Below are 24,818 nucleotides of genomic sequence, written 5' to 3'. Positions count from 1 at the left end.
TGACCTTTTGCGGAGTTCAACATGACCCAAGCCACACTTCCTGACGGAACGACGTTTAATCGCGTCATGCTGAAGATTTCCGGGGAGGCGTTGATGGGCGATCAAGGGTTCGGATTGCACCCGCCAACGGTCGAACGCATCGCACGTGAAGTGAAAACGGTTCACGATATGGGCGTTGAAATTTGCATGGTGATTGGCGGCGGTAACATTTTCCGCGGATTGCAAGGCTCCGCCCAAGGGATGGAACGCACCACAGCAGACTATATGGGCATGCTCGCAACGGTAATGAACGCGCTGGCGATGCAATCTTCCTTGGAAGGTCTGGGCATTCATACCCGTGTAATTTCAGCGATTACGATGAACGAGGTCGCGGAACCCTACATTCGCCGCCGCGCTGTGCGTCACCTTGAAAAGAAACGCGTTTGCATCTTTGCAGCGGGCACAGGCAACCCTTATTTCACGACGGATACAGCGGCGACGCTGCGCGCGAACGAAATGGCCTGTGAGGCGATCTTCAAAGGTACCAAGGTTGATGGTGTTTACGACAAGGATCCGGTGAAATTTGCAGATGCCAAACGTTATGACACAGTAACCTTCGATGAGGTTCTACAGCAGCATCTCGGTGTGATGGATGCTTCCGCGATTGCGCTGGCTCGTGACAATAACCTGCCGATTATCGTCTTTTCACTCGACGAACCGGGCGGTTTCAAAGGTATCCTCGCGGGTGAGGGAACATATACGCGCGTTCAAGGGTAACGCGCTGGAATTACTCTCTAATTGCATGTCGAACAGAGGTTTTGCGTTACGAAGGTGGCGCAAAATTAGCCTCTTTTGTTTCTTGGCGTGCGGGACGTAGCGCACTTTGCGCATGGGCGCGTGATCCAGCACCTCAGGCAAAATTTCCTTTAGTTCTTCAACAGCTTCGGGCGTGAGCACTTTCAACGCTTCCGGTCCTGGGAATAGTGTTTCAGCCCAAGCCCCGTTGGCGCAGACCAATTGATGCTCATCCGTTAGAATGTGCCAGTACCGCACGGCTTTGGTGTGATCGGCTTGGTTTACCTCATCCAGTTCAAGCAAGCGCAAGGCAGGAACTAGAGCTTCGCGCACGCCAAACATTCGACTGACAATCGCTGACGAAATAAGGACGCGGTGCTGAGGTGAGAGGCGCAGTTCGCGGCTGGGAAATCCCGCACCCAAGGCGTTGGCGGAAATGATCACAGGGGCATGTTTGCCCGGCTGTTTCAGAACGCCGCAACCAATCCAGCGAATGGGCTGATATCCTTTGTCTGCGGTCAAAACACGATTGCCGATCTGCAAACGTTCTACGTTGCAAGGTCCTTGATCCGTTTCGATCAATGTACCCTGCGCAAAACAGACAGCTTTGGTGTTTTCAATAGAATTACCAGTATATTGCCCCGAATACCGGCTGTTGACGAGCTGCGTCAGTTCGAAATCTTGAATGTTGTGATTATCAAGCTGATTGCCGACATCCCGAATGAAAACATCGCCATTTTCCATCTGAAGAACACCAACACTCACGGTGATTTGTGATCCATCTCCGAGCGTCAAAAGCGCTTTGTAGTGGCTCGTGCTATCCAGCTCTACGGTTGTTGCGCCGTTTCCGACGTCATAGCTCATCGAATCGCCGCCGGAGTTAAATTCATCGTCGGAAATCGTGCCGCTGTTGTTGGCATCGTTTTCGGTCAGACTAAAAACCTGTGGCTGTCCGTAAGACCCCAGTAGTTCGGCGCCACTTTCCGTATCTGCGTCGCTTTCGTCTGTATCAATGTCGTCAAAGTTCCCGAGATAGAACATATTGACCGTCGTCGTCGCCATTGCCCGTACTTTCTGCTTCTTGTTCGCCTATTGGGCGTGAAACTGCGGTATCGGGGTTTATGAAGTGCTAAGCGTTTTGGGCGACTTACGGGCAATATTCTTCAAATTGTCCCTGCCAAGCGCAGGCACCGTTCCGTTCAAGCCCATTGCGAATGATCAAGCGGCTGGTCTATAAGGCACAGAACGCCAATGAGAGCAAAAAGGTGAGCAGACTATGTCGGACGATTTCATGCTGGATACTGACGATCTTCAACGTCGTATGGATGGGGCGATGAGCAGTCTTAAGACTGAATTCGGAAGTCTGCGAACGGGTCGCGCGTCTGGCTCTATCCTGGAACCTGTGATGGTTGATGCCTACGGCAGCATGACGCCTGTTAATCAGGTTGGTACAGTAAACGTGCCAGAGCCGCGCATGGTTACGATCAATGTTTGGGACAAGGGATTGGTTGGCAAGGTCGAAAAAGCCATTCGTGAGAGTGGCCTCGGCATCAACCCACAGCTGAACGGCACGATTATCATGTTGCCGATCCCTGAATTGAACGAAGAACGCCGTAAAGAGCTGACCAAAGTTGCCGCGCAATATGCCGAAAGCGCGCGTGTGTCGTCACGCAACGTGCGCCGCGACGGTATGGATCAGATCAAGAAGGCGAAAAACGACGGCCTTTCCGAGGATGATCAGAAATTCTGGGAAGCTGAAGTTCAGGAGATCACGGACAAAGCTATCAAGGCGATTGATGCTGCTTTAGAAACGAAACAAGCTGAAATTATGCAGGTCTAAGAGAATGAGCTTGGCCACAGACGCAGCAGAACCGCTGGAAACAGCGGATACGACAAATGGCCCGCGTCATGTGGCAATCATTATGGACGGCAACGGTCGCTGGGCGCAAATGCGCGGGCGGCCGCGTTTGTTTGGGCACCATGCTGGTGCAAAACGTGTGCGTGAAATCGTCGAGGCGTGCCCCGATAGTGGGGTGAAATACCTTACGATTTTTGCCTTTTCTACAGAGAACTGGAAGCGCACGCAGGTCGAAGTCTCCGGTTTGATGAAGTTGTTCCAACGCTACATCACCAAAGAGGCCAAAGCGCTGTCCGACGAAGGTGTGCGTGTGCGTTTTATCGGGGATCGCGTTCGGCTTAACTCCAAATTGGTTGAGTTGATGGACAATCTCGAAACGATGACCGCGCATAATGATCGTGTTCATCTGACGATTGCGTTGAACTACGGTGGTCGGGATGAGGTTGCGCGCGCAACCAAACGTCTTGCTCAGGATGTTGCTACTGGCAAACTCGATCCTGAGACGGTGGATGAAGAAACGCTTCCAAGGTACTTAGATACTTGCGTTTTGCCTGATCCGGACCTTGTCATTCGCACGAGCGGCGAAGCGCGTATTTCAAACTTCTTGCTGTGGCAATCCGCCTATGCGGAATACGAGTTTATCGATACGCTCTGGCCAGATTTCACCAGAGAAGAATTCGCGCGTTTGACCGCGAAATACGGCACGCGCGACCGCCGCTTTGGCGCAGTTGCTACATGAGCGATGCAAACGCTAAATGGGGCGATCTGCTGCCACGCGTGATCAGCGCGATTGCACTTTTGATCGTCGGCGTCGGGGCCATCTGGCTCGGTGGGTTTTGGATGGTTGCGCTCATTGCAATCGCGAGCGGTTTGATGGTCTGGGAATTGGTCCGCATGTTGGGCGGCGATGACGCGGACAAAGCGATACCACTGGCTTTGATCAGCGGCGGCGCATTGTGCGCGGCGAGCTATTCGCCTTATCCAACGACGCTCCTTCCACTGCTTCTTGCGCCTAGTTTCGTGGGCTATTCGTTCTTCAAATCTGAGAACCGACCCAAAGCCGCACGCAGATTGTTTATGATCTATACGGCAGCCATTTTGCTTGCGGGATTTAGCATGATCGCGTTGCGCATTAACTTTGGGTTCAATTGGATGGCTTGGGTGTTGTTGGTGGTGATCGTCACCGACGTTGCTGGCTATTTTGCGGGGCGTATCATTGGCGGTCCGAAATTTTGGCCACGTGTTAGTCCCAAGAAAACATGGTCTGGGACTGTTGCTGGATGGATCGGCGCGGCGCTTGTTGGCGTTGCGTTTATGGGCACGCTCGGGGGCGGTTCGATGCTGGTCATCGTTTCCGTTCTGGCAGCTTTGGCATCGCAGCTTGGCGACATCGCAGAGAGCGCGATAAAGCGCCATGTGGGCGTCAAAGACAGCTCCAACCTCATCCCTGGACATGGCGGTCTGCTGGATCGCTTTGATGGTATGTTAGGGGCGGCGCTTTTGCTGAGCGTTGTCGGCCTTATCCTGCCATTTCCAATCATCGTTTTCGGGTAGAGCACAGACATGCGGCGCGTTTCCATCCTTGGGGCCACGGGCTCCATCGGGCAAAACACCATTGATCTGATCAAACGTGCCCCCGGTGAGTATGACGTTGTCGCGCTGACAGGCGCGCGCAACATCGCCCAGCTCGCCAAAGATGCCCGCGATTTGAACGCAGACGTGGCTGTAACCGCCGATCCTGACCTGCTGCCCGACCTGCGCGCGGCCCTCGAAGGATCAGGCGTCGAAGCAGCTGCTGGTCCGAGTGCAATCAATGAGGCGGCAAGCCGCCCAAGCGATTGGGTCATGTCAGCCATCATAGGCGCCGCAGGCCTCGCACCGGGTTTGAGCGCATTAGAGCAGGGCGCATCTCTAGCTTTGGCCAACAAAGAGTCGATGGTCTGCGCCGGCGCATTAGTCAAGGAGACAGCGAAAAAGCACGGTGGCCGGGTTCTGCCTGTCGACAGCGAACATTCGGCTGTGTTTCAGGGGTTGATTGGCGAAGATATTGACGCTGTTGAGCGGATCATCATCACAGCCTCTGGCGGTGCGTTTCGTGACTGGCCCATGGAAAAGCTGGCAAGCGCTACGCCGGCCCAAGCGGCGACCCATCCCAACTGGGATATGGGGCAGCGCATTACGATCGACAGCGCTTCGATGTTCAATAAGGCGCTGGAAGTCATTGAAACGCGAGAGTTTTTCGAGGTTGATCCCGATATCATCGAAGTTTTGGTGCATCCGCAATCCATGATCCATGCGCTTGTCGGGTTTAACGATGGGGCCTTGATGGCACATGTGGGCCCGCCTGATATGCGCCATGCTATTGGCTTCGCGCTGCATTGGCCCGAGCGGCGCAAGCTGCCCGTTGAGCGCCTTGATCTCGCAGCGCTGTCACAGCTCACCTTCCGCGATCCTGATGAGACGCGCTGGCCTGCACTGCGCCTTGCGCGCGAGGTGATGGCAGCGGGTGGTTTGACGGGCGCTGTGTTCAACGCCGCCAAGGAACGCGCCTTGGATCATTTCATCGCAGAGCACATCGGCTTTATGCAGATGGGCGAGGTGGTGGAAGAGGTACTGACCCGCCTTTCTACGCAGTCTAGTCATACAAATGCCGAAATGACCCTTGATAGCGTGCTCACAATGGACCATCTGGCACGTAAGACGGCCGACGATGTTATCGCAGCACTAGAAGTCTGATTAATAAGCCACCGGAACAGGCGGCATGCAGGAACAAGGACGACACACATGGATATTCTGGGGCTATTGCCGCAATTTGGCAGCTTGATCTGGACGCTTATCGCCTTTGTTTTCGCGTTGTCTGTGATCATTTCGATCCATGAATACGGTCATTACATTGTGGGTCGTTGGTCAGGCATCCATGCTGAGGTCTTTTCGCTTGGTTTTGGTCCGGTGATTTACAGCCGCGTGGATAAACGTGGCACGGTCTGGCAACTGGCGGCGCTGCCGTTTGGCGGCTATGTGAAGTTTCTGGGCGATGCCAACGCAGCCAGCGCCCCCGATGGCGAAGCTGTTCGCGAAATGAGCGCGCAGGAGCTACGCCGCACCATGCCTGGTGCACCGCTTTGGGCGCGCGCAGCGACGGTTGCGGCGGGGCCTATCTTTAACTTTGCGCTGTCCATCATCGTATTTACCGCGATCTTCCTTAATCAAGGCGTGGCCAAAGATCCGCTATCTGTCGGCAGCCTGCGCGCCATGCCTGCGGTGCAAGAATTGCAGGTTGGCGATGAGTTCATTGCCATCAATGGCATTGATATTCCAAGCGAAGGCGGCTTTGGCGCACTTGAAGAGCAGTTGGAAAAGACCGCGCAAGTTACTTACACGGTAAGCCGCAAGCACGCAGAAATCGATGTGCTTGGCCCTTATCCATTTCCTGCATTGATCACTCAGGTTGCACCGCAATCTGCAGCCGTGTCTGCAGGGCTGCGGGCAGGGGACGTCATCACAGCGATTGACGGCACGCCTGTATTTGCATTCGGCCAACTCAAAGCCACAGTAGAAGGCGGCGATGGCGCGCCTATGGTGCTTGATCTGTGGAATGAAGGCGAAGTTCGCCAAGTGACGCTGGCCCCGAAACGCGTGGATGAGCCGCAAGCGGACAACAGCTTTGTCACGCAATGGCGGATCGGCGTTGCTGGCGGTCTTTTCTTTGAGCCAGCGACCGAAGCGACGAGCTTTGTGGACGCTTTTGGAAATGGCGTGTCCCAAACCCGCCGTATCATCGAAAGCTCGCTTTCAGGCATGTATCATATGGTGACCGGCGCGATCAGCTCTTGCAATTTGTCTGGCCCGATTGGCATCGCTCAAACCTCTGGTGAAATGGCGAGCCAAGGCGCGATGGACTTCATCTTCTTTATCGCTTTGCTGTCCACGGCTGTTGGGTTGCTCAACTTGTTCCCTGTGCCTGTACTGGACGGTGGGCATCTGGTGTTCTTCGCCTATGAGGCGGTTGTGGGTAAACCACCAAGCGAAAAAGCTTACGGTATGTTCATGACAGTTGGTTTGGTTTTGATCCTTAGCTTGATGGTCTTCTCGCTCGGCAATGACATCTTCTGCCCATAAGGTAACAGTCTAAGCGTAAGGGTCATGATCCTAACGTTTAGCCAAAGTTGGCAGGGGCCGTTACGTAAACGAAACATGTCTCATTGTGTCAATATTTTGCCTTAATTGCTTGGTAAGCACGTCCTCAATAGAGATTTACCACGCGCAATTGCGCCTAAAACGAGCGATACAATGCAACATATCCAAGCAGGCACACGTGCCTTGGGCTTTCTGATTGAATTGAATTGGGACCGTTTCCTCTATTTCGGCATGCTTGCTTTGTGCCTTGGGCTTTCCGCCTATGTAGCGTCAGCAACATTTGCCAACCCCTTCATCTTGTAGAAACTTCTAACGTCGGGTCCGCTCGGCTATCTGCAAAAAACAGCCTATCCGCTTTTGACAACATCGCCCAATCGGGCTACTCAGACGTTAACTGAGATGTCTGTTGGATAGCTGCAATGACCAATAATAATGCGAGTGGCGGTAAACGTCACGCGGGGCGCTTTTTACGATCAGGTGTTCTAAAATCAAGTGCGGCCGCAATTGCGGTAGCCTTTACAGTGGGTTACGTCGCTCTGCCAAGCGCCGCGCAAGCCCAACAATTCCGCTTTAATGCTGTTACGATTGAAGGCAATCAACGGATCGAGCCTTCGACAATCCTGTCCTACGCAGGAATCGCTCGCGGTGCGAGCGTCTCTGGCGCGGACCTGAACAGTGCATATCAGCGTATTTTGGGCAGTGGCTTGTTCGAAACCGTTGAAATTGAACCGCGCGGCAATCGCTTGGTGATCAAGGTCACGGAATTCCCAACGATCAACCGGATCAACTTTGAAGGCAACCGCCGTATCAAGGATGACGCGCTCGAAGCTGTGGTTCAAAGCCAAGCACGCCGCGTGTTCAACCCGACAACGGCTGAGCGGGACGCATCCCAGATTGCTGAAGCATATTCTGTCCAAGGCCGTGTGACCGCGACCGTGAACCCGCGTATTATTCGCCGTTCTGACAATCGCGTCGATCTGGTGTTTGAAATCTTCGAAGGTGGTCTGACCGAAATCGAACGCGTCGGTTTCGTTGGCAACAAAGTCTATTCCGATGGCCGTCTGCGCCGCGTGCTTGAAACCAAGCAAGCGGGCCTTTTGCGCGCCTTCGTCAAGAAAGATACGTTCGTTCCAGATCGTATTGAATTTGATAAACAAGTCCTGAGCGATTTCTACTTCAGCCGCGGTTATGTTGATTTCCGCACGACTGGTGTGAACGCAGAACTCGCGCGTGAACGCGATGGCTACTTCCTGACGTTCAACGTGGAAGAGGGACAGCAGTTCAAATTCGGTGCGATTACGACTGTGTCCGAAATCGCGGAAGCGGATGAGCTAGAGTTCCAAGCCGCGCTGAAAATTCGCCCTGGCGTCGTCTATTCACCGTCTTTGGTAGAAAACTCCATCGCCCGTCTCGAACGTTTGGCGATCAAGAAGGGCTTGAACTTTGTTCGGGTCGAGCCGCGCATCACGCGCAATGATCGTGATTTGACGCTGGACGTCGAATTCGCCCTTACACGTGGCCCACGTATCTTTGTTGAGCGTATCGACATTGAAGGCAACGCAACGACGCTTGACCGTGTTGTGCGCAACCAGTTCAAGATCGTTGAAGGCGACCCTTTCAATCCACGCGAAATTCGCGAAAGCGCAGAGCGTATTCGTGCACTGGCCTATTTTGCCGATGCGGACGTTCAGGCGCGTGAAGGATCAGCGCCGGACCAGGTCGTCGTTGACGTTGATTTGGAAGAAACCACAACAGGCTCTTTGACCTTTGGCGGGACGTACTCCACGACAAATGGCCCCGGCGCCGTGATCAGCTATCGCGAGCAAAACTTCCTTGGCCGTGGTCAACAGTTGAACTTTGCGATCACCACAGGCACCGATAACCGCGAATACACGCTTGGGTTTGCGGAACCTGCCTTCTTGGGCCGAGATCTGCGCTTTGGTCTGAACCTGTCGTTTGTCGAAACCGACAACGCGAACGCATCTTATGATACGACGCTGGGCACGTTCCGCCCGTCGTTTGAATTCCCTGTGTCTGAAAATGGCCGCGTCCAACTGCGCTATACACTCGGTTTCTCTGAGATGACGGATTTGACCAGTACTGCTGGTGCATTGGTCACTGCAGAGGCCGCGCGCGGGCAGGAATGGTCCAGTGCTCTGGGCTATACCTACAGCTACGATACACGCCGAACGGGTCTGAACCCTAACGCGGGTGTTTTGCTTGAATTCGGTCAAGATTTCAGTGGCTTAGGTGGCGACAACCAGTATATTAAAACCACGGCGAAGGCGATTGCCCAGACCAAGATTTTAAATGAGGAAGTCACGCTACGCGCCAGCCTTGAAGGTGGCATGTTGAACTATATCCAAGGATCGAGCCGCTCTACAGATCGCTTCTTCCTTGGCTCCAGCGTGATGCGCGGCTTTGCAGCTGACGGCATTGGCCCACGCGAAGTGAGCGGCACAACCATCAATGACGCGCTTGGCGGTAACATGTTCGCAGTCGCGCGATTTGAAGCGGAATTCCCCCTCGGCTTGCCAGAAGAATATGGCATCGCTGGTGGTCTGTTCTACGATATCGGATCGCTCTGGTCGCTTGATTCAACGAATGCGAATGTCATCAACGAAGGCTTTGCTGCACGTCAGGTGATCGGTGCATCGATCTTCTGGGACACGCCTGTTGGGCCGCTGCGATTTAACTTCTCTAAAGCGCTGTCCAAGCAAGTTGGCGATGAGGAACAGACATTTGACCTCTCCATCTCGACAGAATTCTAAAGAACCACGTCTGGCGCGCGCATTCCGCGCGCTAGGACTTACACTCTGTGTCGCATTCACGGCTCCCATCAGTTTTGTGGGGCAGGCGTCGGCGCAATCGTCTGGGTTTTCGCTGCCCGATATTCCTGTTTTGACGATTGAACCTGATTTGCTCTTTGCCAACACGCGGTTTGGCCAGCGTTTATCGAAAGATATCGAAGCGCGCGTTGCGCAGCACGCAGGTGAAAACCGCCGCATCGAAAAAGAGTTGGCAGACGAAGAGAGCGAATTGACGGGTTTGCGCGAGACGATGGATGCCGTGGAATTTCGCGCGCTTGCCGATGAATTTGATCAACGCGTTATGATGGCTCGTAACGAGCAGGACGTGAAAGCGCGAGCGATTGCGTCGCTTTCAGAGCAAGCCCAGCGTGGCTTTTTACAAGCGATCGCACCGATCTTGGAAGAGATGATGATCGAAAACGGAGCGAGTGTTATTCTTGATCGCCGTGCTGTTTTTCTCAGTGCGGATGTTTCAGACATTACGACAGAAGCGATCATTCGCATCGATCAAGGTCTCGAAGATGGCGATGCGTTGAGCGAATTGCTCCCTCAGGTCGAGGGTGACGCAGAAGAACCCCAGCAATAGCAAATCACGCGTAAACAACCGCAAGTGGCTTGCCCCGCTTGGACCTGCTTGCTAGGACCAATGAAACATAATGAAAATTGCCTAAAGGGTGACCGATGACCGAGCTTTTGAGCGCCGATATCCAGCTGATCCAACGTATCTTGCCACACCGTTACCCGTTTTTGTTGGTCGATAAGGTCGAGGACATTGATGGTACGCAAACAGCCGTTGGCATCAAAAACGTCACCATGAACGAGCCGCATTTCCAAGGGCATTTCCCTGGGTTGCCGATCATGCCGGGCGTTACGATTGTCGAAGCTATGGCGCAGACGGCAGCTGTGATGGTTGGCACGGCGCTTGATATGGCTGACAAGGAAATGAAGGTTTACTTCATGGCCATCGATAAATGTAAGTTCCGCCGCAAGGTCGGTCCGGGCGATGTTTTGAAGATGAACCTGACCACAGTGCGCGGCAAACCGGGCGGCAAAGTCTGGAAGTTCTCTGGTGTTGCGACCGTTGAGGGCGAAATGGCTGCGGAAGCGGAATTCACAGCGATGATGGACCTGCCTGCATGAGCATTCACCCAAGCGCGGACATCCATCCCAGTGCGGTGATTGAGGACGGTGCAAGCATCGGTGAGGGCTGCTCAATCGGCCCATTTTGCTATGTCGGTGCAGACGTTCAAATGGGTCCGCGCTGTACATTGATGAGCCATGCGATTGTCAAAGGCAAAACCGTTATGGGCGAGGAAAACACTGTTTTTTCCTTCGCTGTGGTTGGAGAGATCCCGCAGGACAAGAAATTCGGCGGTGAAATCACCCGCCTTGAGATCGGCGCGCGCAATCGCATCCGCGAGCATGTGACGGTCAATACAGGCACGGAAGGCGGCGGAAGCCTGACCAAGATTGGCGATGATTGCCTGCTTATGGCGGGCTGCCATGTGGCCCATGATGTGATAATCGCGAACAATGTCATCGTGGTGAATAGCGCAGCGGTTGCAGGGCATTGCATCATCGAAGATGACGTCATTATCGGTGGTCTTGCCGGTATCCATCAGTTCGTACGCATCGGTAAAGGCGCGATCATTGGCGCGGTTACGATGGTGACTAATGATGTAATTCCTTATGGCCTCGTACAGGCGCCGCGTGGGCAACTCGACGGGTTGAACCTCGTGGGGCTTAAGCGTCGCGGTGTGGATCGCTCTGATATCATGGCGCTGCGTGCAGCGTTCCAAATGATGGCGCAGGGCGAGGGCACGTTCCAAGATCGTGTGAAACGCATGGGTGAAGATACGGACAGCGAATATGTGCACCGTATCGTTGAATTCGTGAGCGGATCGACAGACCGTTCTTTCCTGACGCCGGGCGGTTAAGCGATGTCGCGCCTCGCAATTCTGGCCGGCGGCGGCGATCTTCCGCGCCGCCTCGCCGATCTGCGCAGCGATGCGGTTCGGATAAGTTTTGCAGGTGTGGCCCATGATCTGGGCGACAGCGCACAAGAACATTCGTTCGAAAAGATGGGCGCGCTCTTTGCCGCGCTCAAGGATCAGGATGTGACTGAGGTCGTGATGGCTGGCGGCATGTCTCGTCCGCCGCTTGACCCAAACGCCTTTGATCCTGTGATGATGGCTCTTGCCCCGCGTTTGATTGCCGCGATGCAAGGGGGCGATGATGCGCTCTTGCGTCTGGTCATTGCGATTTTTGAGGAACAGGGTTTTGCCGTGCGCGGCGCGCATGAGATTGACCCAAGCCTGACGGTTGCGGCGGGTGTATTGTCTGGCGATCCTTTGACGGCCCAGGGTATTGCAGATGTGGCGCGCGGCGCAGACATCCTGAACACGCTTAGCCCGTTAGATGTCGGGCAGGGTGTTGCGGTTGAAAACGGTCTCTGCCTCGGCATTGAGACGCTGCAAGGCACTGACGCATTGCTTGGCTTCGTTGCGCAAACGCCAAAACATCTGCGCAAGGGCGGCGGTGTTTTCGTCAAAGCGCCGAAACTGGGACAGGATTTACGTGTCGATATGCCGACCATCGGCCCCGATACCATCGACGCGGTGGCCGCTGCTGGTCTGTCCACTATCGCCTTGGCCGCTGGGGCTGTCATCGTGCTCGCTCAGGATGAGACGATGAAACGCGCAGCAGACGCAGGCATCACGATTATTGCGCAGGACCTCTGATCATGCGCGTCTTTATCATTGCGGGTGAACCTTCGGGCGATAAGCTTGGTGCGGCGCTCATGGATGGGCTGCGCGAACTTATGCCTGATGTGCAATTCGACGGCATCGGCGGCGCACGGATGATTGAAGCGGGGCTAAGCAGTCGGTTCCCGATGGAAGAGATTTCCATCATGGGAATTTCGGAAATTCTATCGCAATATCGGCACCTTAAGCGTCGCATCTCGGAAACAGCGGATCAGATTGTCGATACATCGCCTGATGTCCTGATCACCATTGATCTTCCCGAATTTTCATTGCGTGTCGCCAAGCTCGTGAAAGAGAAATCGCAAATCCCTTGCGTGCATTACGTCGCTCCAACGGTTTGGGCATGGCGCGCGGGACGGGCTGCGAAAATGGCCCGCCATATCGACCATGTGCTCGCGCTTTTCCCGTTCGAGCCGCCCTATATGGAAGCCGCTGGAATGCGCTGCGACTTCGTCGGCCATCCCGTGGTGACGGATGTGCAAGCGAGCGAGGAAGACGCGAAAGCCTTTCGCACAGAGCATGGCATCGGTGATGCACCCCTTGCGCTGATCTTGCCCGGATCGCGGCGCGGCGAGGTTTCTCGCCTTGCGCCGATCTTTGGGGACGCTTTAGCGCCTGTTGTTAAGGCGCGCCCTGATTTGCGCATGGTCATACCAGCAGCCGCGCCCGTTGAAGAATTGGTGCGTGAGGCCGTCAAAGACTGGCCTGTGCAGCCTTTGGTTATCCGCTCTGAGGACAAAGCGCTGAAACGCGCAGCGTTCAAAGCGGCGGATGTGGCGCTCGCTGCGTCGGGAACAGTATCATTGGAGCTGGCAGCAGCAGGAACCCCGATGGTGATCGCCTATGACATGAATTGGCTGTCGCGCCAGATCATCGGGCGCATGCTCAAGGTCGATACGGTGACTTTGGTGAACCTAGTGTCCGAGACGCGCGCTGTGCCTGAATTTATCGGCGCTGATTGCGTGCCAGAGCGGATTGCCGATGGTTTGCTCGACCTCATCAAGGACCCGAGCAAACAGAGCGATGCGATGGCGCTGACGATGCAGCGGCTCGGGCAGGGCGGTGAAGCGCCAGGTCTGCGCGCCGCGCGCGCTGTTATCGATGGGTTAAGCGCAGGGCGCACGCAGCATTAGAACGCAAAACGCCGCCCCTGTGAAAGAGCGGCGTTTCAGTCTTCATCTCGTTGAATAAATTAGCCAGCGACAGAGGCTGCGTGGATTTCACCGATTGTCACGTCCAGCGTTGCGTCGAAATCAGCATCCGCTTGTTGCGCGGACAGACCTTCGGTCAATGCGCGGCTAAAGGATGCGATCATGCCTGTGTTTTTGGACAGACGCGCGTTCGCTTCATTGCGCGAATACCCACCTGACAGAGCAACCACTTTCATCACGCGTGGATCATCCACCAGCGATTTGTAGAGGTTTTCTTTCTCTGGCAATGTCAGTTTCAACATGACTTGTTGACCCGCGGGCACGGTGTCGAGCGCGGCTGTGATTTCTTCCAGCAGGATTTGCTCTGCTTCGGCTTTGTCTGCGATAGAAATTGTCACCTCAGGCTCGATAATCGGGACAAGGCCCGCTGCAAGCACTTGGTTGCCCAATTGGAATTGCTGCTGAACCAAGGCACGAATGCCGCGCGGGTTTGCCGCCTGAACGACGGAGCGTTCTTTGGTTCCGAAAATTCCATTTTGCACAGCGCGCGCGAGCAGGGCATCAAGACCTGGAATAGGTTTGAGTAATTGAACGCCGTGCTCTTCATCCTCAAGACCCTTGTCGATCTTAAGGAATGGCACGACGTTGTTGTCTTCCCAAAGCGCCTTCGCAGAAGGTTTGCCGCCGATCTCACGATCCATGGTCATTTCAAAAAGGATCGCACCAACGACGCGTTCACCTGTGAAAGATGGGGAGGATACGATGCGTCCGCGCATGCCGTGGATAAGATCGAACATTTCCGCGTCTGAGCTGTAGGCATTCTCTTCGACGCCATAGAGTTTGAGCGCTTTTGGCGTGGAGCCACCAGATTGATCGAGTGCTGCGATGAACCCTTGTCCTGCACGAATTTTGTCAGCCATTTGGGAGTTTGTCATGGGAGCACACCTTGTAAATATTTGCTAATTTACCTCGGTGTAGGGCAGCTCCCGTCAGCGCGCAATATTGATGGCGCTAACGGTTGCGCTAACAGTTAAGATGTTCGAAACATTTAGCTATTCTTGAAGCGCGGTTGGTAAATCACGCCCGACCCAATCACGCAAAACGCCGTTCTCTAGGCTCGTTTGCACTTCGCTCCAAGCCGCGTTTGCACCGCGCAGACGCATGATGGTGTTGATCTCATCACGGATCGCGACAGAGGCGACATCGCCCGCCGCAGCGCCAACTGAGGCCCAGTAGTAGGCGGCGCGATAGGACCTGATCCGCGTTGTGCCGAGCAGATGCGCACGGGCCGCGCGGCGCACGTCGCCAAGGGATGCGAAGTCGGAGGCGACAGGTCCGCCGCCGCCCAGCAGATCATCCTGCACATTGAGCAGCTCCATCAAAGGCAGCTCATCTTCGAGATGGTTCATCAGTGCCAAACTACCAGATTGGCCATTGGAACTGGCATGCAAGGCAAGGCGATAGGCAATTGGCGGATTGCTGTCTTGCATTGCATTGGCCATCAGCGCGGTTGCGGCAGGATTACCTTCTTTTGCCAATGGATCGAGCAGGCGTAGACCCAGCGTCGTATTGCGCGGTGCGCCGACGCCAGTCAGCAAGGCTGTGCCAACTTCTAGATTACGTTCTGTCGGCAAAAGCCCGTCGATGGCTTGCTTTAACTCAGCCGCGCTGATGCCGCCGCCGATGGCTTTGGGCGCGGTGCTGATTGTGGGGGCCAGTTTGCTAAAGATCGCATTGGGGTCTTCAAAATCGCTTTCCCCAAGGCGCACAGGCGTTGCAGGCGCGCCTGTCTCGATCACGATTTGCGTGGCGTTCGCGACAAAGGTCTGGGCCGTATCAACCGCCTGTGCGATGAACGCCTCTTGTTCTGAAGATAGGCCTTTGGATTCAAAACCATTCATCTCACCAAACATTTCAGCCAATGCGCCCGGGATGATTTGTTCCAGCGCGGCAGGGTCCAACATGCCTGGAGGGGCCATGCGCGATCCCGCAGCATAAGCGCCGCGATCTTCCAGCGTTACTTGGATGTGGTTCACGTAAGCGGCTGGCATAACTTCTTCGGTGTCCAAATCCATACGGTAGCTGATGTAATCAAGATCAGCCGTGCCAGAGAGCGAGGCAAGATCGTCGATATCAGCGCCAAAGTGCACCATCGCGCCGCCAGAGGCGAAATCGTAATTCACGTTGACGGTCATGCGGTCCATGCGAATATTTTCGAGACCGAGCAGCCCGACGACGGGCCGCGCCTCTTGCGGGAGGCAATCAAAGCCAAGCAGAGCGCCTTCGAGAGCAGCGGAAATGCGGTAGCCCTGAAGACGGTCAACGGGTTGTCCGCTAAAGACGATTGAATCGGCAGTGATCTTGCAGGAATCGTCTTCCACATAAGGAAGGAACGGGCGAATATCGACGCCGACCAACGCCATGCGGTTGCGCACGGGGTCCACATCGATTTGATCGTATCTTACATCCGCCAGAACGCGCAACATGGGCATCGCGCTTTGCACGGCCATGGTTAAGAAATTTTCGAGCGACAGCGCGTCCCAAATTGTGACTGGCGTTTCAATGGGTTGCTCCTGAGCGTGGAGCGGAACTGCGAGAACACAAGTCAGCGCAGTCGTCTGGGTCAATCTTCTAAATAGGGACATCACAAAATCCTAAGGCTGCTAAAAAAAGAGCCTTAGGGTACTCAGTTTCCTATTTCGATCAAGGGTGGGGAAACCTGACCCTTGATCGAAAGCTTTGCTCTTAGCCTTCGAGCGCAGCAACACCTGGAAGCGTTTTGCCTTCCATCCACTCAAGGAACGCACCGCCAGCGGTGGAAATATAGGTGAATTTCTCTGCAGCGCCCGCTTGGTTCAGCGCGGCAACCGTATCGCCGCCGCCGGCGACAGAAATCAGTGATCCCTTTTCGGACAGGGTCGCGGCATAAGCGGCGGCTGCGTTGGTTGCGGCATCAAACGGTTCGATTTCAAACGCGCCGAGCGGGCCGTTCCAGATCAGGGTTTTGGCGCTGTCCAAGATGTCTGTGATCTTTGCGACGGTTGCAGGACCCGCATCAAGGATCATCGCATCCGCGGGGCAAGCGTCGGCAGCCAGCGTCTCATTTGCAGCGTTTGCCTTAAATTCACGCGCGACGACGATGTCAGAGGGTAGAACAATGTTGCAGCCCAATGTTGAGGCCTTGGCGAGGATTTCGAGCGCCGTGTCTGTCATATCGTGCTCGGCCAATGATTTGCCCACATCGATGCCTTGCGCGGCGAGGAAGGTGTTTGCCATGCCGCCGCCGATGACGAGGTGATCGACCTTTTCAACGAGATTGCCGAGCAGTTCCAGTTTGGTAGACACTTTCGCGCCGCCCACAACCGCAACAACAGGGCGCTTTGGCGTGCCAAGTGCACCTTCAAGCGCGCTCAGCTCTTGTTGCATGAGGCGTCCAGCACAAGACGGGAGCAAGCGCGCCAAACCTTCGGTGCTCGCATGGGCGCGGTGCGCGGCGGAGAAGGCATCGTTGCAATAGATATCGCCCAGTTTTGCCATCTCGGCAGCGAACTCAGGATCATTCTTCGGCTCAGCCGCGTGATAGCGGGTGTTTTCCAGCAATAGCACCTCACCCGCCTGCAATGCGCCTGCTGCGGCCTCAGCGCCTGCACCGATGCAATCTGCAGCGAATACAACATCCGCGCCAAAACCGGCCTCAAGGGCTGGAACGAGTTGCTGCAGGCTCATCTCTGGAACGCGCTCGCCTTTGGGGCGACCGTAATGCGCCAAAAGGATCGGGTGGCCGCCGGCAGCCAGAATGTCTTTCACAGTCGGTACAATGCGTTCAATGCGCGTTGCATCCGTGACGACGCCGTTTTCCATTGGCACGTTGATATCAACGCGCGTCAGCACGCGTTTGCCCTTAAGGTCCATCTGATCCAAAGTTGTCCAGCTCATGGTGCTATCCTTAGGTAAAGGTTGTTTTCAGCCTGTCTTTGCCGCCTTGAGGGCCTATCGTCAATGCCTGCCTTGGCAATCGCGACTTTGCGCCTTAGGTATTGCACCAATTAAATCTAAGGAGCGCCCCATGGCCGAGATCAAAGACCCCGAAAACACAATCCTGCTGGAACTCAAAGACGGCACAGTCACAATCGAATTGCTGCCAGATATCGCGCCAAAGCACTGCGATCGTATGAAAGAACTGGCGCGTTCCGGTGCCTATGACAATGTTGCCTTCCACCGCGTGATCGATGGTTTCATGGCGCAAACAGGCGATGTTGCGAACGGCAACATGGAAAACAACTTCAACCTGCGTATGGCGGGTACGGGCGGTTCTGACCTTGGCGATCTGCCTGCAGAGTTTTCTGGCATCCCACATGACCGCGGCACAATCGGCGCGGCGCGTAGCCAGAACCCAGATTCTGCGAACAGCCAGTTCTTCATCAACTTCTCTGACAACCACTTCCTGAACCGTCAGTACACAGTCTATGGCCGTGTCATCGAAGGCATGGAGCATGTCGATGCGATCACACGCGGCGAGCCACCTGCGAGCCCTGACCGCATGGTTTCTGTGAAAGTTGCTGCAGATGCGTAAGCTCGCAGCTGCATTTGCTTTGATGGCCAGCCCAGTTTTGGTAACTCCGGCGCTGGCCACAGGTCTTCAAATCGAAGTCGCAGGTGAGGGCGCCAATGGCACCATCACTATCGATCTTCTTGAGGATCTGGCCCCGAACCATGCTGCGCGTTTGGCTGAGCTTGCTGCTGAAGGCGCGTATAATGGCGTTGTCTTTCACCGCGTGATCGAAGGCTTCATGGCGCAAACGGGTGATGTTGAGCACGGCAAAGAAGGCGGCAACCTGCGCCGCGCCGGTACTGGCGGATCAGACAAGCCTGATCTTGCCGCTGAGTTCACATCCGAACCGTTCAAGCGCGGTATCGTGGGCATGGCGCGTAGCCAGAACCCGAACAGCGCGAACAGCCAGTTTTTCATCATGTTTGATGACGGTGAATTCCTGAACAACCAATATACGGTCGTTGGCCGTGTCACGGGCGGCATGGATATCGTGGATCAAATCAAGCTCGGCACAGGCGGCAATGGCGCCGTTGTTGGCGCGCCCGATGTGATGAAAACCGTCACGGTGACAGAGTAATATCATCTGACATCTGCGTGTGCAGCCCTATGCATATGCCTAAAAATAGAGCACCCTTCGGATATGTCTGGAGGGTGCTTTTATGTTTAAACAACTGCTTTTGACGATTGGCCTAAGCTTGGCCGCCGCGACTGTGTCTGCGAACCCAAGTCAGTGGCAACACGAATGGCCAAAGACCAACTTCTCAAAGTCTGCGATTTCCAACTGGGGCGAAATCCTTTCAGGTGGCCCGCCCAAGGATGGTATTCCTGCGCTGAGCGATCCCAAGTTCAAACGCGCGTCCAGTGAGAGGCGCATCAAAGGCTCCGAGCCGGTTATCACTGTTGAAATCAACGGCGACGCGCGGGCCTATCCCGTGCGCTATTTGACTTGGCATGAGATCGCGAATGACACCGTCGGCGGCGTACCTGTCGCGGTGACCTTCTGCCCGCTTTGTAATTCTGGCATCACCTTTGATCGTCGCATCAAACAGGGCACGCTGACATTCGGCGTCTCTGGCAAACTGCGCAATTCGGACATGGTGATGTATGACCGTGAAACCGAAAGCTGGTGGCAGCAAGCCATTGGTGAGTCGATTGTTGGCGATCTTCAAGGGGTTAAGCTAAAGCAACTGCCCACATGGATGGAAAGCTGGGATGAGTTCCGCACGCGCCATCCCGAAGGCTTGGTCATGGCCGAACCTGACTTTTCCCGCCAATACGGCCGCAACCCCTATGTGAGCTATGACAGCTCGACCAAACCGTTTCTCTATAATGGTGAACTGCCACCCCATGACATTCCCGCCTTGGTGCGCGTTGTGCGCGTGGGCGATGCTGCATGGCCTTTGACGCGGCTTGCCGAGCTTGGCACCGTCACAGAAAACGGCGTCACGCTGTCGTGGACATCAGGGCAATCATCGGCGCTGGATGCATCGCAAATCAGCAAAGGGCGCGATGTGGGGACGGTGCGGGTCAAAAACGCAGCTGGTCGGGATTTACCCCATGACGTCATGTTCGCCTTTGCCTTCCATGCGTTTTGGCCAAACGGGACATGGATGCTCGGGGGCTAGGCCGCGCTTATTCTAGGATGCCGCCTGTGTTGCTCAAATAGGGTTCAAGGTAACCAAGATTGGTTGTCTTTGGACCCTTGCGACCAAAGCGATAGGTGATGCCGGCCATGATCGTTGTGGTGTCGGTGATATCATCAAGTCCGACGATCTCTTTCTGATGGCTTTCACCATATTGCGCGGCGGCAAAGACGGAGAGGCCCGGCACAGACGCGATGTCATAGTCGACGCGCAGCTCCAGCGTCCAAAGTTCAACGACAGTGCTCGGCGCATCCATTTGTGCGTTGAGATAGCCGATAGATGTGCCAAAGCTCAGTGCGTCATTCGCGGCTAAGGTGATGCCGACGCCAGTGAATACACCATCCGTGACAGTCGCCACGCTATCGCTGCCAGAATCGCCTGTGAGATAGCCCAGATGAGCGTTGAACGACCAACGCTCATTCAGCGCCCAAGCGCCCTCAACACCCGCGAGCAAGCGCATAGCATCGTCGGTTGCATCGTTGTCATGATCCGATTGTAGCGCGCCGACAAAGGCACCGTAGCTGAAGCGATCCGCCGCGCGACCCGCGCGCAGCACAAGGCTGTTGCTGGTGTTTGCTGTATTGGGTGCTGCGTTGCCGTTGTCAGTCGCTGTCAGGCCAAGGTCGGCTTGTAGATAAAGACCATTGTCAGAGAGACGGCCAAAGCTCAGCTCCGCGCGACCCGTGCCCAAGGTCCCATCTGCCCCTTGCAATCCGACAGGTGTACCCACGGTGTCGCTTTGACCAAAGGACAGGGTCGCTTGGCCATAGAAGTCTTGCGCCGCCAACGGGCTAGCACAAAGAAGCAGGGCGGCAGTGGCGCGGAGCATGATATTACCCTTTCAGAACGATCAGAGCATGACGTTTCTTGCCTGCGCTCAGCTTGATGGGCGAAGACAGCGCAGCCGCGTCGAGCATAAGGCCTGCATCGCTCAGCGGCGCATCGTCTATCTTTGCGCCGTTCTCATTGATCAGGCGTTTTGCGTCTTTACCAGATTTTGCAAGACCCGCGCGCACGATGGCTTGCACGATGGACAGACCATCGCCCAGCTCTTCGCGCGTGAGTTCCAAAGTCGGAAGATCATCGCCTACGCCGCCCTTTTCAAAGACTTCGCGCGCTGTGGCTTCGGCCGCTGCTGCTGCGTCTGCGCCATGGCACAGCTTAGTGATCTCATTGGCGAGGATGACTTTGGCCGCGTTGATTTCAGAGCCAGCAAGCGCGCCAAGACGATCGCATTCATCCACAGGCATTTCTGTGTAGAGCTTTAGGAAACGGCCCACATCCGCATCCGTCGTATTGCGCCAGAACTGCCAGAACTCGTAAGGCGAGCGCATATCAGGGTTGAGCCAGACCGCACCATCGGCGCTTTTGCCCATCTTTTTACCATCAGAGGTGGTTAGCAAGGGAGAGGTCAAACCGAAAATCTGATTGTCCAACACACGGCGCGTGAGGTCGATACCGTTAACGATATTACCCCATTGATCCGATCCACCCATTTGCAGAACACAGCCATAGCGGCGGTTCAGCTCAAGGAAGTCATAGGCCTGCAAAATCATGTAGTTGAACTCAAGGAAGCTCAGCGATTGTTCGCGATCAAGGCGGGATTTCACGCTTTCAAACGCGAGCATACGGTTGACTGAGAAGTGTTTGCCGATGTCACGCAGGAATTCGAGATAGTTGAGATCATCCAGCCATTCAGCGTTGTTAATCATCAGGGCATCAGACGGGCCATCGCCGTAATCAAGGTAGGCGCTGAACACTTTCTTAATGCCCGCGATGTTCTGATCGATCTTTTCAGGCGTCAACAAAGGGCGCTCATCGGCGCGAAAGCTCGGATCGCCCACCTTCGTCGTGCCGCCGCCCATCAGGGTGATCGGCTTGCCGCCGGTTTTTTGCAGCCAACGCAGCATCATGATCTGAATAAGCGATCCAACGTGCAAAGATTCCGCCGTCGCATCAAAACCGATATAGGCTGGCATGCCACCTTTGAGGGCAGCGTCATCAAGGCCTTGATAGTCGGTGCAATCGGCCAAAAAGCCACGCTCCATCATCACTGCAATGAAATCGGATTTGGGATGGTATGTCATATCTTGCTTCCGCCGTTAGCTCTGGGCAAAGCTCATACAGGGCAGACGCGCAAAGGAAAAGCCTATGAAAGAGCTCGGGCTCATGAAAGCAGTCGGATTAATGTCAGGAACATCGCTGGACGGCGTCGATGTGGCTGAACTGACAACCGACGGTCTGCGCATCGAAGCATTCGGCGCAAGCAGTTATCGCCCCTATAGCGACACCGAGCGCGCGGTTTTGCGCGGCGCTTTAGGGCGCTGGCAGGGGGATGATCTGAGTGATGCGCTAGAGGTGACGCAGCGTGCGCATTTGGAGGCGCTTGATGGATACTCCGCTGAAATTATTGGGTTTCACGGCCAGACCCTCGCGCATGATCCACGTGGCCGCGGCACACACCAAATGGGCGATGGCGATGCGTTGAGCCAAGCCACGGGCTCACCTGTCGTTTGGGATTTTCGCAGCAACGATGTGCAAATGGGCGGCGAGGGCGCGCCGCTTGCCCCGTTCTTTCATTTTGCCTGCGCCAAATGGATCGCTGCACGCGAACCCATCGCTTTTTTGAACCTTGGGGGCGTTGGGAACATCACTTGGGTCGATCCGCGCAAGGAGAACGCGGCAAATGAAGGGGCGCTGCTGGCCTTTGACACAGGTCCCGCCAATGCGCCGATTAATGATCTCATGCAAGAACGTCGCGGACTGCCGTTCGATAAAAACGGCGCTTTGGCGCGCGAGGGCAAGGTCGAAACCGGCGCGCTGGAGCTGTTCTTGGCTGAAACCTATTTCGCGCGAATGCCGCCTAAGTCATTGGATCGGGATGATTTCTCTGTGATGCTCGACCTCGTTCGCGAATTGTCGGATGCCGACGCCGCCGCAACGATGACTGCGATGAGCGCGGCAGCGGTGATGCAAGGCATGCAGCATTGTCCTGCGCCGCCTGCAAAAGTCTTGGTTTGTGGCGGTGGGCGACATAATCCTGTGATGATGAAGATGCTCAACGAGGCTTTGGATTGCCCCGTGGAACCTGTCGAAAACGTCGGCCTTGATGGAGATATGCTAGAGGCGCAAGCCTTTGCCTATCTCGCCGTGCGCGTGGCGCGTGGATTGCCGACAAGTAGTCCAACAACCACGGGCGTAAGCGCACTGATCGGTGGTGGGAATATCAGCTATCCTACATGAGGTAAGGCAGGTAACCGCTGTTTTTAAATTGAATTTACGCAGAGCAACTTGCGCCGCCCAAAACGCAGAACTTCGCGCAATGGGGATGGTTCAATTGGACCGAACCCTCGGCTTCTTCCAAGCTGTTGCCCAGTTCGAATTCCGGTGAGTAAGGCAGCAAGGTGCAGGCCAGAACAGCAGGCTTTTCGGCACCCTTGCGTTTGACCACCATGCGCGAGGAGGCGCACATCATGGCATCGGGTGATTTGTCCAGAATTCCCCAACAAGCGGTGGTGATTTCAGGCACGTCGACAGTTTCATCCATTTCGGGGAACAGGACAGTTTGACCCGGATTGTTGGGATCAATGTCAAATCCATGCTCAGCAAAGAGCGCACCATAGCCCGCGCGCGACTCAAGCTCGGTTTCGCCCCAAACGGTGCGACCAGCAACCGCCATCGCAAAGCCGTTTTCTTGCAGCCACTTCATGCCTTCGATGGTTTTCGCAAAGGTGCCATCGCCGCGTTCCGTGTTGTGGTTTTCTTCGGCCCAGTGATCCACTGAAATGCGCATGGTCAATTTGCCAGGGTAGGCTGCGTTCAGCTCCAACAGGCCTTTTTGCATAGATTTACGCATCATCGGGCGCATCGCATTCGTCAGGATCAAAACGTCATAGCCGCGCTCAAGCGAAGCGCGGGTGATGTCGATCATCTGTGGGTTCATAAACGGCTCACCGCCGGTAAACGCAATTTCGCGCACGCCCCATTTGCGCGTCTCGAGTTGATCGAGGTAGTCTTTCACCTCATCTGCCGTGATATAAACCAAGGCATCATTCTTAGGCGAACTCAGGATGTAGCAGTTCACGCATTCAATGTTGCACAGCGTTCCCGTGTTGAACCAAAGCGTCTGAGGGTCGCTAAGAGCAACGTGCGCGCGTGTTTCGCCTTTTGCCGTGACCATTGGGTCTGTAAATTTTCCACTCAAGCGCGGTGCTTCGGTCAGGTCTTTCATGGAACTTCCTTAAGATTGCGTTTTTAAGGGTTTACCCCGTGATCATGGTGCAGAAAAGTGCTGTTGAAAAGCCTGACACCATTGTGATGTGACAAAGCAGTGTTAGACATTGGCAAAAGGTCACGCTATTGGGTCCTTGAAAAGCCGTTAGCGCTAACGGCATCGCAGTATTTTAGGAGCATACCGATGGTTTCTCGCGTTATTCCCGTCTCGCCCTTTGATTTGGTGATTTTTGGCGCCACAGGAGATTTGGCCCGCCGAAAAATTTTACCGGGATTGTTTCGCCGCTATTGTGCAGGGCAGATTCCTTCTGACAGCAAGATTGTCGGCGCAGCGCGCGGCGAACATGATGCAGATGAATTCCGCGCGATTGTTGCAGATGCGATCCGCGAGTTTGATCCAAACCGTTCTTGCGAGGATGGCACGCTCGATGAATTCTTGCAGCGTTTGGACTATGTGACTGTCGATGCACGCGGTGAAAACGGCTGGGTCGAACTGGCTGGCAAAGTGCGCAAAGAGCTGATCAACGCCTTCTATTTCTCTGTCGCGCCCAGCTTGTTCGGCGATTTGGCGGAACGTTTGCAGCGATTTGACATGGCGGACGATGACAGCCGTATCGTTGTGGAAAAACCCTTTGGCCGTGATCTTGCGACTGCGCAGGCGCTAAACGAGTCGCTCGCGAAGCACTTCAAAGAAACGCAAATCTATCGCATTGACCATTATCTTGGCAAAGAAACGGTTCAAAACCTGATGGCCGTGCGTTTCGGCAATATGCTGTTTGAACCCCTTTGGAACAGCCAATATATCGACCACATTCAGATCACGGTTGCCGAAACCGTCGGTGTTGGTGGTCGCGGCGGCTATTACGATCAATCGGGCGCAATGCGCGATATGGTG

The 24,818-nt window shown here is 55.1% G+C and carries 24 protein-coding genes and 1 pseudogene; 18 read left to right on the top strand and 7 right to left on the bottom strand.

Annotation, left to right across the window (positions count from 1 at the left end; genetic code table 11):
* Nucleotides 1-21: 21 nt before the first annotated feature.
* The gene (gene pyrH, locus ABJQ89_RS19075; protein ID WP_348497740.1) at nucleotides 22-756 is read left to right on the top strand and encodes a UMP kinase; all 735 of its coding nucleotides are present in this window, start codon (nucleotides 22-24) and stop codon (nucleotides 754-756) included.
* Here pyrH and ABJQ89_RS19070 read toward each other — a convergent pair.
* Complete coding sequence (locus tag ABJQ89_RS19070; protein WP_348497739.1) at nucleotides 685-1,836, bottom strand: Hint domain-containing protein; 1,152 nt, start codon at nucleotides 1,834-1,836, stop codon at nucleotides 685-687. The genes pyrH and ABJQ89_RS19070 overlap by 72 nt on opposite strands.
* Before the next feature lie 214 nt (nucleotides 1,837-2,050).
* On the opposite strand from ABJQ89_RS19070, the gene frr reads away from it, so the two are divergent.
* From frr to lpxB, 12 genes are all read left to right on the top strand, one after another.
* Entirely contained in the window at nucleotides 2,051-2,614 is a 564-nt protein-coding gene (gene frr / locus ABJQ89_RS19065) for a ribosome recycling factor (RefSeq protein WP_348497738.1), read from the top strand.
* A 4-nt stretch (nucleotides 2,615-2,618) separates the two neighbouring features.
* Entirely contained in the window at nucleotides 2,619-3,371 is a 753-nt protein-coding gene (locus ABJQ89_RS19060) for an isoprenyl transferase (protein ID WP_348497737.1), read from the top strand.
* Nucleotides 3,368-4,186: a phosphatidate cytidylyltransferase gene (locus ABJQ89_RS19055; RefSeq protein ID WP_348497736.1), complete on the top strand. Its 819-nt coding sequence runs from the start codon at nucleotides 3,368-3,370 to the stop codon at nucleotides 4,184-4,186. Before ABJQ89_RS19060 ends, ABJQ89_RS19055 begins: the two co-directional genes overlap by 4 nt.
* A 9-nt stretch (nucleotides 4,187-4,195) precedes the next feature.
* A complete protein-coding gene (dxr, locus tag ABJQ89_RS19050) occupies nucleotides 4,196-5,368 on the top strand; it encodes a 1-deoxy-D-xylulose-5-phosphate reductoisomerase (protein ID WP_348497735.1) in 1,173 nt (390 codons plus the stop codon).
* Nucleotides 5,369-5,416: 48 nt separating this feature from the next.
* Nucleotides 5,417-6,751, top strand: coding sequence for an RIP metalloprotease RseP (gene rseP / locus ABJQ89_RS19045; RefSeq protein WP_348497734.1), 1,335 nt, complete (start codon nucleotides 5,417-5,419; stop codon nucleotides 6,749-6,751).
* Between the two features lie 171 nt (nucleotides 6,752-6,922).
* On the top strand, nucleotides 6,923-7,072 hold the full coding sequence (locus ABJQ89_RS19040) for a hypothetical protein (RefSeq protein ID WP_348497733.1): 150 nt from the start codon (nucleotides 6,923-6,925) through the stop codon (nucleotides 7,070-7,072).
* Between the two features lie 116 nt (nucleotides 7,073-7,188).
* Complete coding sequence (gene bamA, locus ABJQ89_RS19035) at nucleotides 7,189-9,540, top strand: outer membrane protein assembly factor BamA (protein ID WP_348497732.1); 2,352 nt, start codon at nucleotides 7,189-7,191, stop codon at nucleotides 9,538-9,540.
* A complete protein-coding gene (locus tag ABJQ89_RS19030; protein ID WP_348497731.1) occupies nucleotides 9,512-10,165 on the top strand; it encodes an OmpH family outer membrane protein in 654 nt (217 codons plus the stop codon). Before bamA ends, ABJQ89_RS19030 begins: the two co-directional genes overlap by 29 nt.
* A gap of 95 nt (nucleotides 10,166-10,260) precedes the next feature.
* Entirely contained in the window at nucleotides 10,261-10,719 is a 459-nt protein-coding gene (gene fabZ, locus ABJQ89_RS19025; RefSeq protein ID WP_348497730.1) for a 3-hydroxyacyl-ACP dehydratase FabZ, read from the top strand.
* Complete coding sequence (lpxA, locus tag ABJQ89_RS19020) at nucleotides 10,716-11,516, top strand: acyl-ACP--UDP-N-acetylglucosamine O-acyltransferase (protein ID WP_348497729.1); 801 nt, start codon at nucleotides 10,716-10,718, stop codon at nucleotides 11,514-11,516. Before fabZ ends, lpxA begins: the two co-directional genes overlap by 4 nt.
* 3 nt (nucleotides 11,517-11,519) lie before the next feature.
* Nucleotides 11,520-12,320 carry a UDP-2,3-diacylglucosamine diphosphatase LpxI gene (gene lpxI, locus ABJQ89_RS19015; protein WP_348497728.1) on the top strand — a complete coding sequence of 267 codons (801 nt, stop codon included), beginning with the start codon at nucleotides 11,520-11,522 and terminating at the stop codon, nucleotides 12,318-12,320.
* A gap of 2 nt (nucleotides 12,321-12,322) precedes the next feature.
* Nucleotides 12,323-13,477, top strand: coding sequence for a lipid-A-disaccharide synthase (lpxB, locus tag ABJQ89_RS19010; RefSeq protein WP_348497727.1), 1,155 nt, complete (start codon nucleotides 12,323-12,325; stop codon nucleotides 13,475-13,477).
* 59 nt (nucleotides 13,478-13,536) lie between these two features.
* Here lpxB and ABJQ89_RS19005 read toward each other — a convergent pair whose 3' ends face one another.
* The 3 genes from ABJQ89_RS19005 to ABJQ89_RS18995 all read right to left on the bottom strand — a co-directional run bounded on the left by ABJQ89_RS19005 (nucleotide 13,537) and on the right by ABJQ89_RS18995 (nucleotide 17,431).
* A complete protein-coding gene (locus ABJQ89_RS19005) occupies nucleotides 13,537-14,430 on the bottom strand; it encodes a fructose bisphosphate aldolase (protein ID WP_348497726.1) in 894 nt (297 codons plus the stop codon).
* A gap of 117 nt (nucleotides 14,431-14,547) precedes the next feature.
* The gene (locus ABJQ89_RS19000) at nucleotides 14,548-16,140 is read right to left on the bottom strand and encodes a hypothetical protein (RefSeq protein ID WP_348497725.1); all 1,593 of its coding nucleotides are present in this window, start codon (nucleotides 16,138-16,140) and stop codon (nucleotides 14,548-14,550) included.
* A 100-nt stretch (nucleotides 16,141-16,240) separates the two neighbouring features.
* Nucleotides 16,241-17,431, bottom strand: coding sequence for a phosphoglycerate kinase (locus ABJQ89_RS18995; protein ID WP_348497724.1), 1,191 nt, complete (start codon nucleotides 17,429-17,431; stop codon nucleotides 16,241-16,243).
* 130 nt (nucleotides 17,432-17,561) lie between these two features.
* Here ABJQ89_RS18995 and ABJQ89_RS18990 point away from each other — a divergent pair, with 130 nt between their 5' ends.
* The 3 genes from ABJQ89_RS18990 (at nucleotide 17,562) to ABJQ89_RS18980 (ending at nucleotide 19,672) form a co-directional block, all read left to right on the top strand.
* The gene (locus ABJQ89_RS18990) at nucleotides 17,562-18,068 is read left to right on the top strand and encodes a peptidylprolyl isomerase (RefSeq protein ID WP_348497723.1); all 507 of its coding nucleotides are present in this window, start codon (nucleotides 17,562-17,564) and stop codon (nucleotides 18,066-18,068) included.
* Nucleotides 18,061-18,624, top strand: coding sequence for a peptidylprolyl isomerase (locus ABJQ89_RS18985; protein ID WP_348497722.1), 564 nt, complete (start codon nucleotides 18,061-18,063; stop codon nucleotides 18,622-18,624). Before ABJQ89_RS18990 ends, ABJQ89_RS18985 begins: the two co-directional genes overlap by 8 nt.
* An 82-nt stretch (nucleotides 18,625-18,706) precedes the next feature.
* The gene (locus ABJQ89_RS18980; RefSeq protein WP_348497721.1) at nucleotides 18,707-19,672 is read left to right on the top strand and encodes a DUF3179 domain-containing protein; all 966 of its coding nucleotides are present in this window, start codon (nucleotides 18,707-18,709) and stop codon (nucleotides 19,670-19,672) included.
* Nucleotides 19,673-19,679: 7 nt separating this feature from the next.
* Here ABJQ89_RS18980 and ABJQ89_RS18975 read toward each other — a convergent pair whose 3' ends face one another.
* On the bottom strand, nucleotides 19,680-20,519 hold the full coding sequence (locus ABJQ89_RS18975; RefSeq protein ID WP_348497720.1) for a hypothetical protein: 840 nt from the start codon (nucleotides 20,517-20,519) through the stop codon (nucleotides 19,680-19,682).
* A gap of 4 nt (nucleotides 20,520-20,523) precedes the next feature.
* Nucleotides 20,524-21,777 carry a tyrosine--tRNA ligase gene (gene tyrS / locus ABJQ89_RS18970; protein ID WP_348497719.1) on the bottom strand — a complete coding sequence of 418 codons (1,254 nt, stop codon included), beginning with the start codon at nucleotides 21,775-21,777 and terminating at the stop codon, nucleotides 20,524-20,526.
* A gap of 64 nt (nucleotides 21,778-21,841) precedes the next feature.
* On the opposite strand from tyrS, the gene ABJQ89_RS18965 reads away from it, so the two are divergent.
* Nucleotides 21,842-22,933 (top strand): anhydro-N-acetylmuramic acid kinase, encoded by a 1,092-nt coding sequence (locus ABJQ89_RS18965; protein ID WP_348497718.1) that lies wholly within the window; start codon nucleotides 21,842-21,844, stop codon nucleotides 22,931-22,933.
* Between the two features lie 34 nt (nucleotides 22,934-22,967).
* On the opposite strand, the gene ABJQ89_RS18960 is transcribed toward ABJQ89_RS18965, so the two are convergent.
* On the bottom strand, nucleotides 22,968-23,921 hold the full coding sequence (locus tag ABJQ89_RS18960) for a radical SAM protein (protein ID WP_348497717.1): 954 nt from the start codon (nucleotides 23,919-23,921) through the stop codon (nucleotides 22,968-22,970).
* Between the two features lie 186 nt (nucleotides 23,922-24,107).
* Between ABJQ89_RS18960 and ABJQ89_RS18955 the strand changes: the two are divergent.
* Nucleotides 24,108-24,818: pseudogene (locus tag ABJQ89_RS18955) on the top strand (glucose-6-phosphate dehydrogenase); the annotation flags it as partial.

It is taken from the genome of Planktotalea sp. (genome assembly GCF_039984035.1).
Classification (GTDB): Bacteria; Pseudomonadota; Alphaproteobacteria; order Rhodobacterales; family Rhodobacteraceae; genus Planktotalea.
The sequence above is the reverse complement of the archived record's forward strand: the minus strand, read 5'-3'. Positions and strand labels throughout refer to the sequence as shown.

Excerpts from the sequence above, each read along its gene's own strand:
- ABJQ89_RS19005 (WP_348497726.1), bottom strand. The coding sequence starts at position 14,430 with ATGACAAACTCCCAAATGGCTGACAAAATTCGTGCAGGACAAGGGTTC.
- tyrS (WP_348497719.1), bottom strand. The coding sequence starts at position 21,777 with ATGACATACCATCCCAAATCCGATTTCATTGCAGTGATGATGGAGCGT.
- lpxB (WP_348497727.1), top strand. The coding sequence starts at position 12,323 with ATGCGCGTCTTTATCATTGCGGGTGAACCTTCGGGCGATAAGCTTGGT.
- lpxI (WP_348497728.1), top strand. The coding sequence starts at position 11,520 with ATGTCGCGCCTCGCAATTCTGGCCGGCGGCGGCGATCTTCCGCGCCGC.
- frr (WP_348497738.1), top strand. The coding sequence starts at position 2,051 with ATGTCGGACGATTTCATGCTGGATACTGACGATCTTCAACGTCGTATG.
- ABJQ89_RS19055 (WP_348497736.1), top strand. The coding sequence starts at position 3,368 with ATGAGCGATGCAAACGCTAAATGGGGCGATCTGCTGCCACGCGTGATC.
- ABJQ89_RS19000 (WP_348497725.1), bottom strand. The coding sequence starts at position 16,140 with ATGTCCCTATTTAGAAGATTGACCCAGACGACTGCGCTGACTTGTGTT.
- ABJQ89_RS18965 (WP_348497718.1), top strand. The coding sequence starts at position 21,842 with ATGAAAGAGCTCGGGCTCATGAAAGCAGTCGGATTAATGTCAGGAACA.
- ABJQ89_RS18995 (WP_348497724.1), bottom strand. The coding sequence starts at position 17,431 with ATGAGCTGGACAACTTTGGATCAGATGGACCTTAAGGGCAAACGCGTG.
- ABJQ89_RS18990 (WP_348497723.1), top strand. The coding sequence starts at position 17,562 with ATGGCCGAGATCAAAGACCCCGAAAACACAATCCTGCTGGAACTCAAA.
- lpxA (WP_348497729.1), top strand. The coding sequence starts at position 10,716 with ATGAGCATTCACCCAAGCGCGGACATCCATCCCAGTGCGGTGATTGAG.
- rseP (WP_348497734.1), top strand. The coding sequence starts at position 5,417 with ATGGATATTCTGGGGCTATTGCCGCAATTTGGCAGCTTGATCTGGACG.
- pyrH (WP_348497740.1), top strand. The coding sequence starts at position 22 with ATGACCCAAGCCACACTTCCTGACGGAACGACGTTTAATCGCGTCATG.
- ABJQ89_RS19070 (WP_348497739.1), bottom strand. The coding sequence starts at position 1,836 with ATGGCGACGACGACGGTCAATATGTTCTATCTCGGGAACTTTGACGAC.
- dxr (WP_348497735.1), top strand. The coding sequence starts at position 4,196 with ATGCGGCGCGTTTCCATCCTTGGGGCCACGGGCTCCATCGGGCAAAAC.
- ABJQ89_RS19040 (WP_348497733.1), top strand. The coding sequence starts at position 6,923 with ATGCAACATATCCAAGCAGGCACACGTGCCTTGGGCTTTCTGATTGAA.
- ABJQ89_RS18975 (WP_348497720.1), bottom strand. The coding sequence starts at position 20,519 with ATGCTCCGCGCCACTGCCGCCCTGCTTCTTTGTGCTAGCCCGTTGGCG.
- bamA (WP_348497732.1), top strand. The coding sequence starts at position 7,189 with ATGACCAATAATAATGCGAGTGGCGGTAAACGTCACGCGGGGCGCTTT.
- ABJQ89_RS18985 (WP_348497722.1), top strand. The coding sequence starts at position 18,061 with ATGCGTAAGCTCGCAGCTGCATTTGCTTTGATGGCCAGCCCAGTTTTG.
- ABJQ89_RS19060 (WP_348497737.1), top strand. The coding sequence starts at position 2,619 with ATGAGCTTGGCCACAGACGCAGCAGAACCGCTGGAAACAGCGGATACG.
- ABJQ89_RS18980 (WP_348497721.1), top strand. The coding sequence starts at position 18,707 with ATGTTTAAACAACTGCTTTTGACGATTGGCCTAAGCTTGGCCGCCGCG.
- fabZ (WP_348497730.1), top strand. The coding sequence starts at position 10,261 with ATGACCGAGCTTTTGAGCGCCGATATCCAGCTGATCCAACGTATCTTG.
- ABJQ89_RS18960 (WP_348497717.1), bottom strand. The coding sequence starts at position 23,921 with ATGAAAGACCTGACCGAAGCACCGCGCTTGAGTGGAAAATTTACAGAC.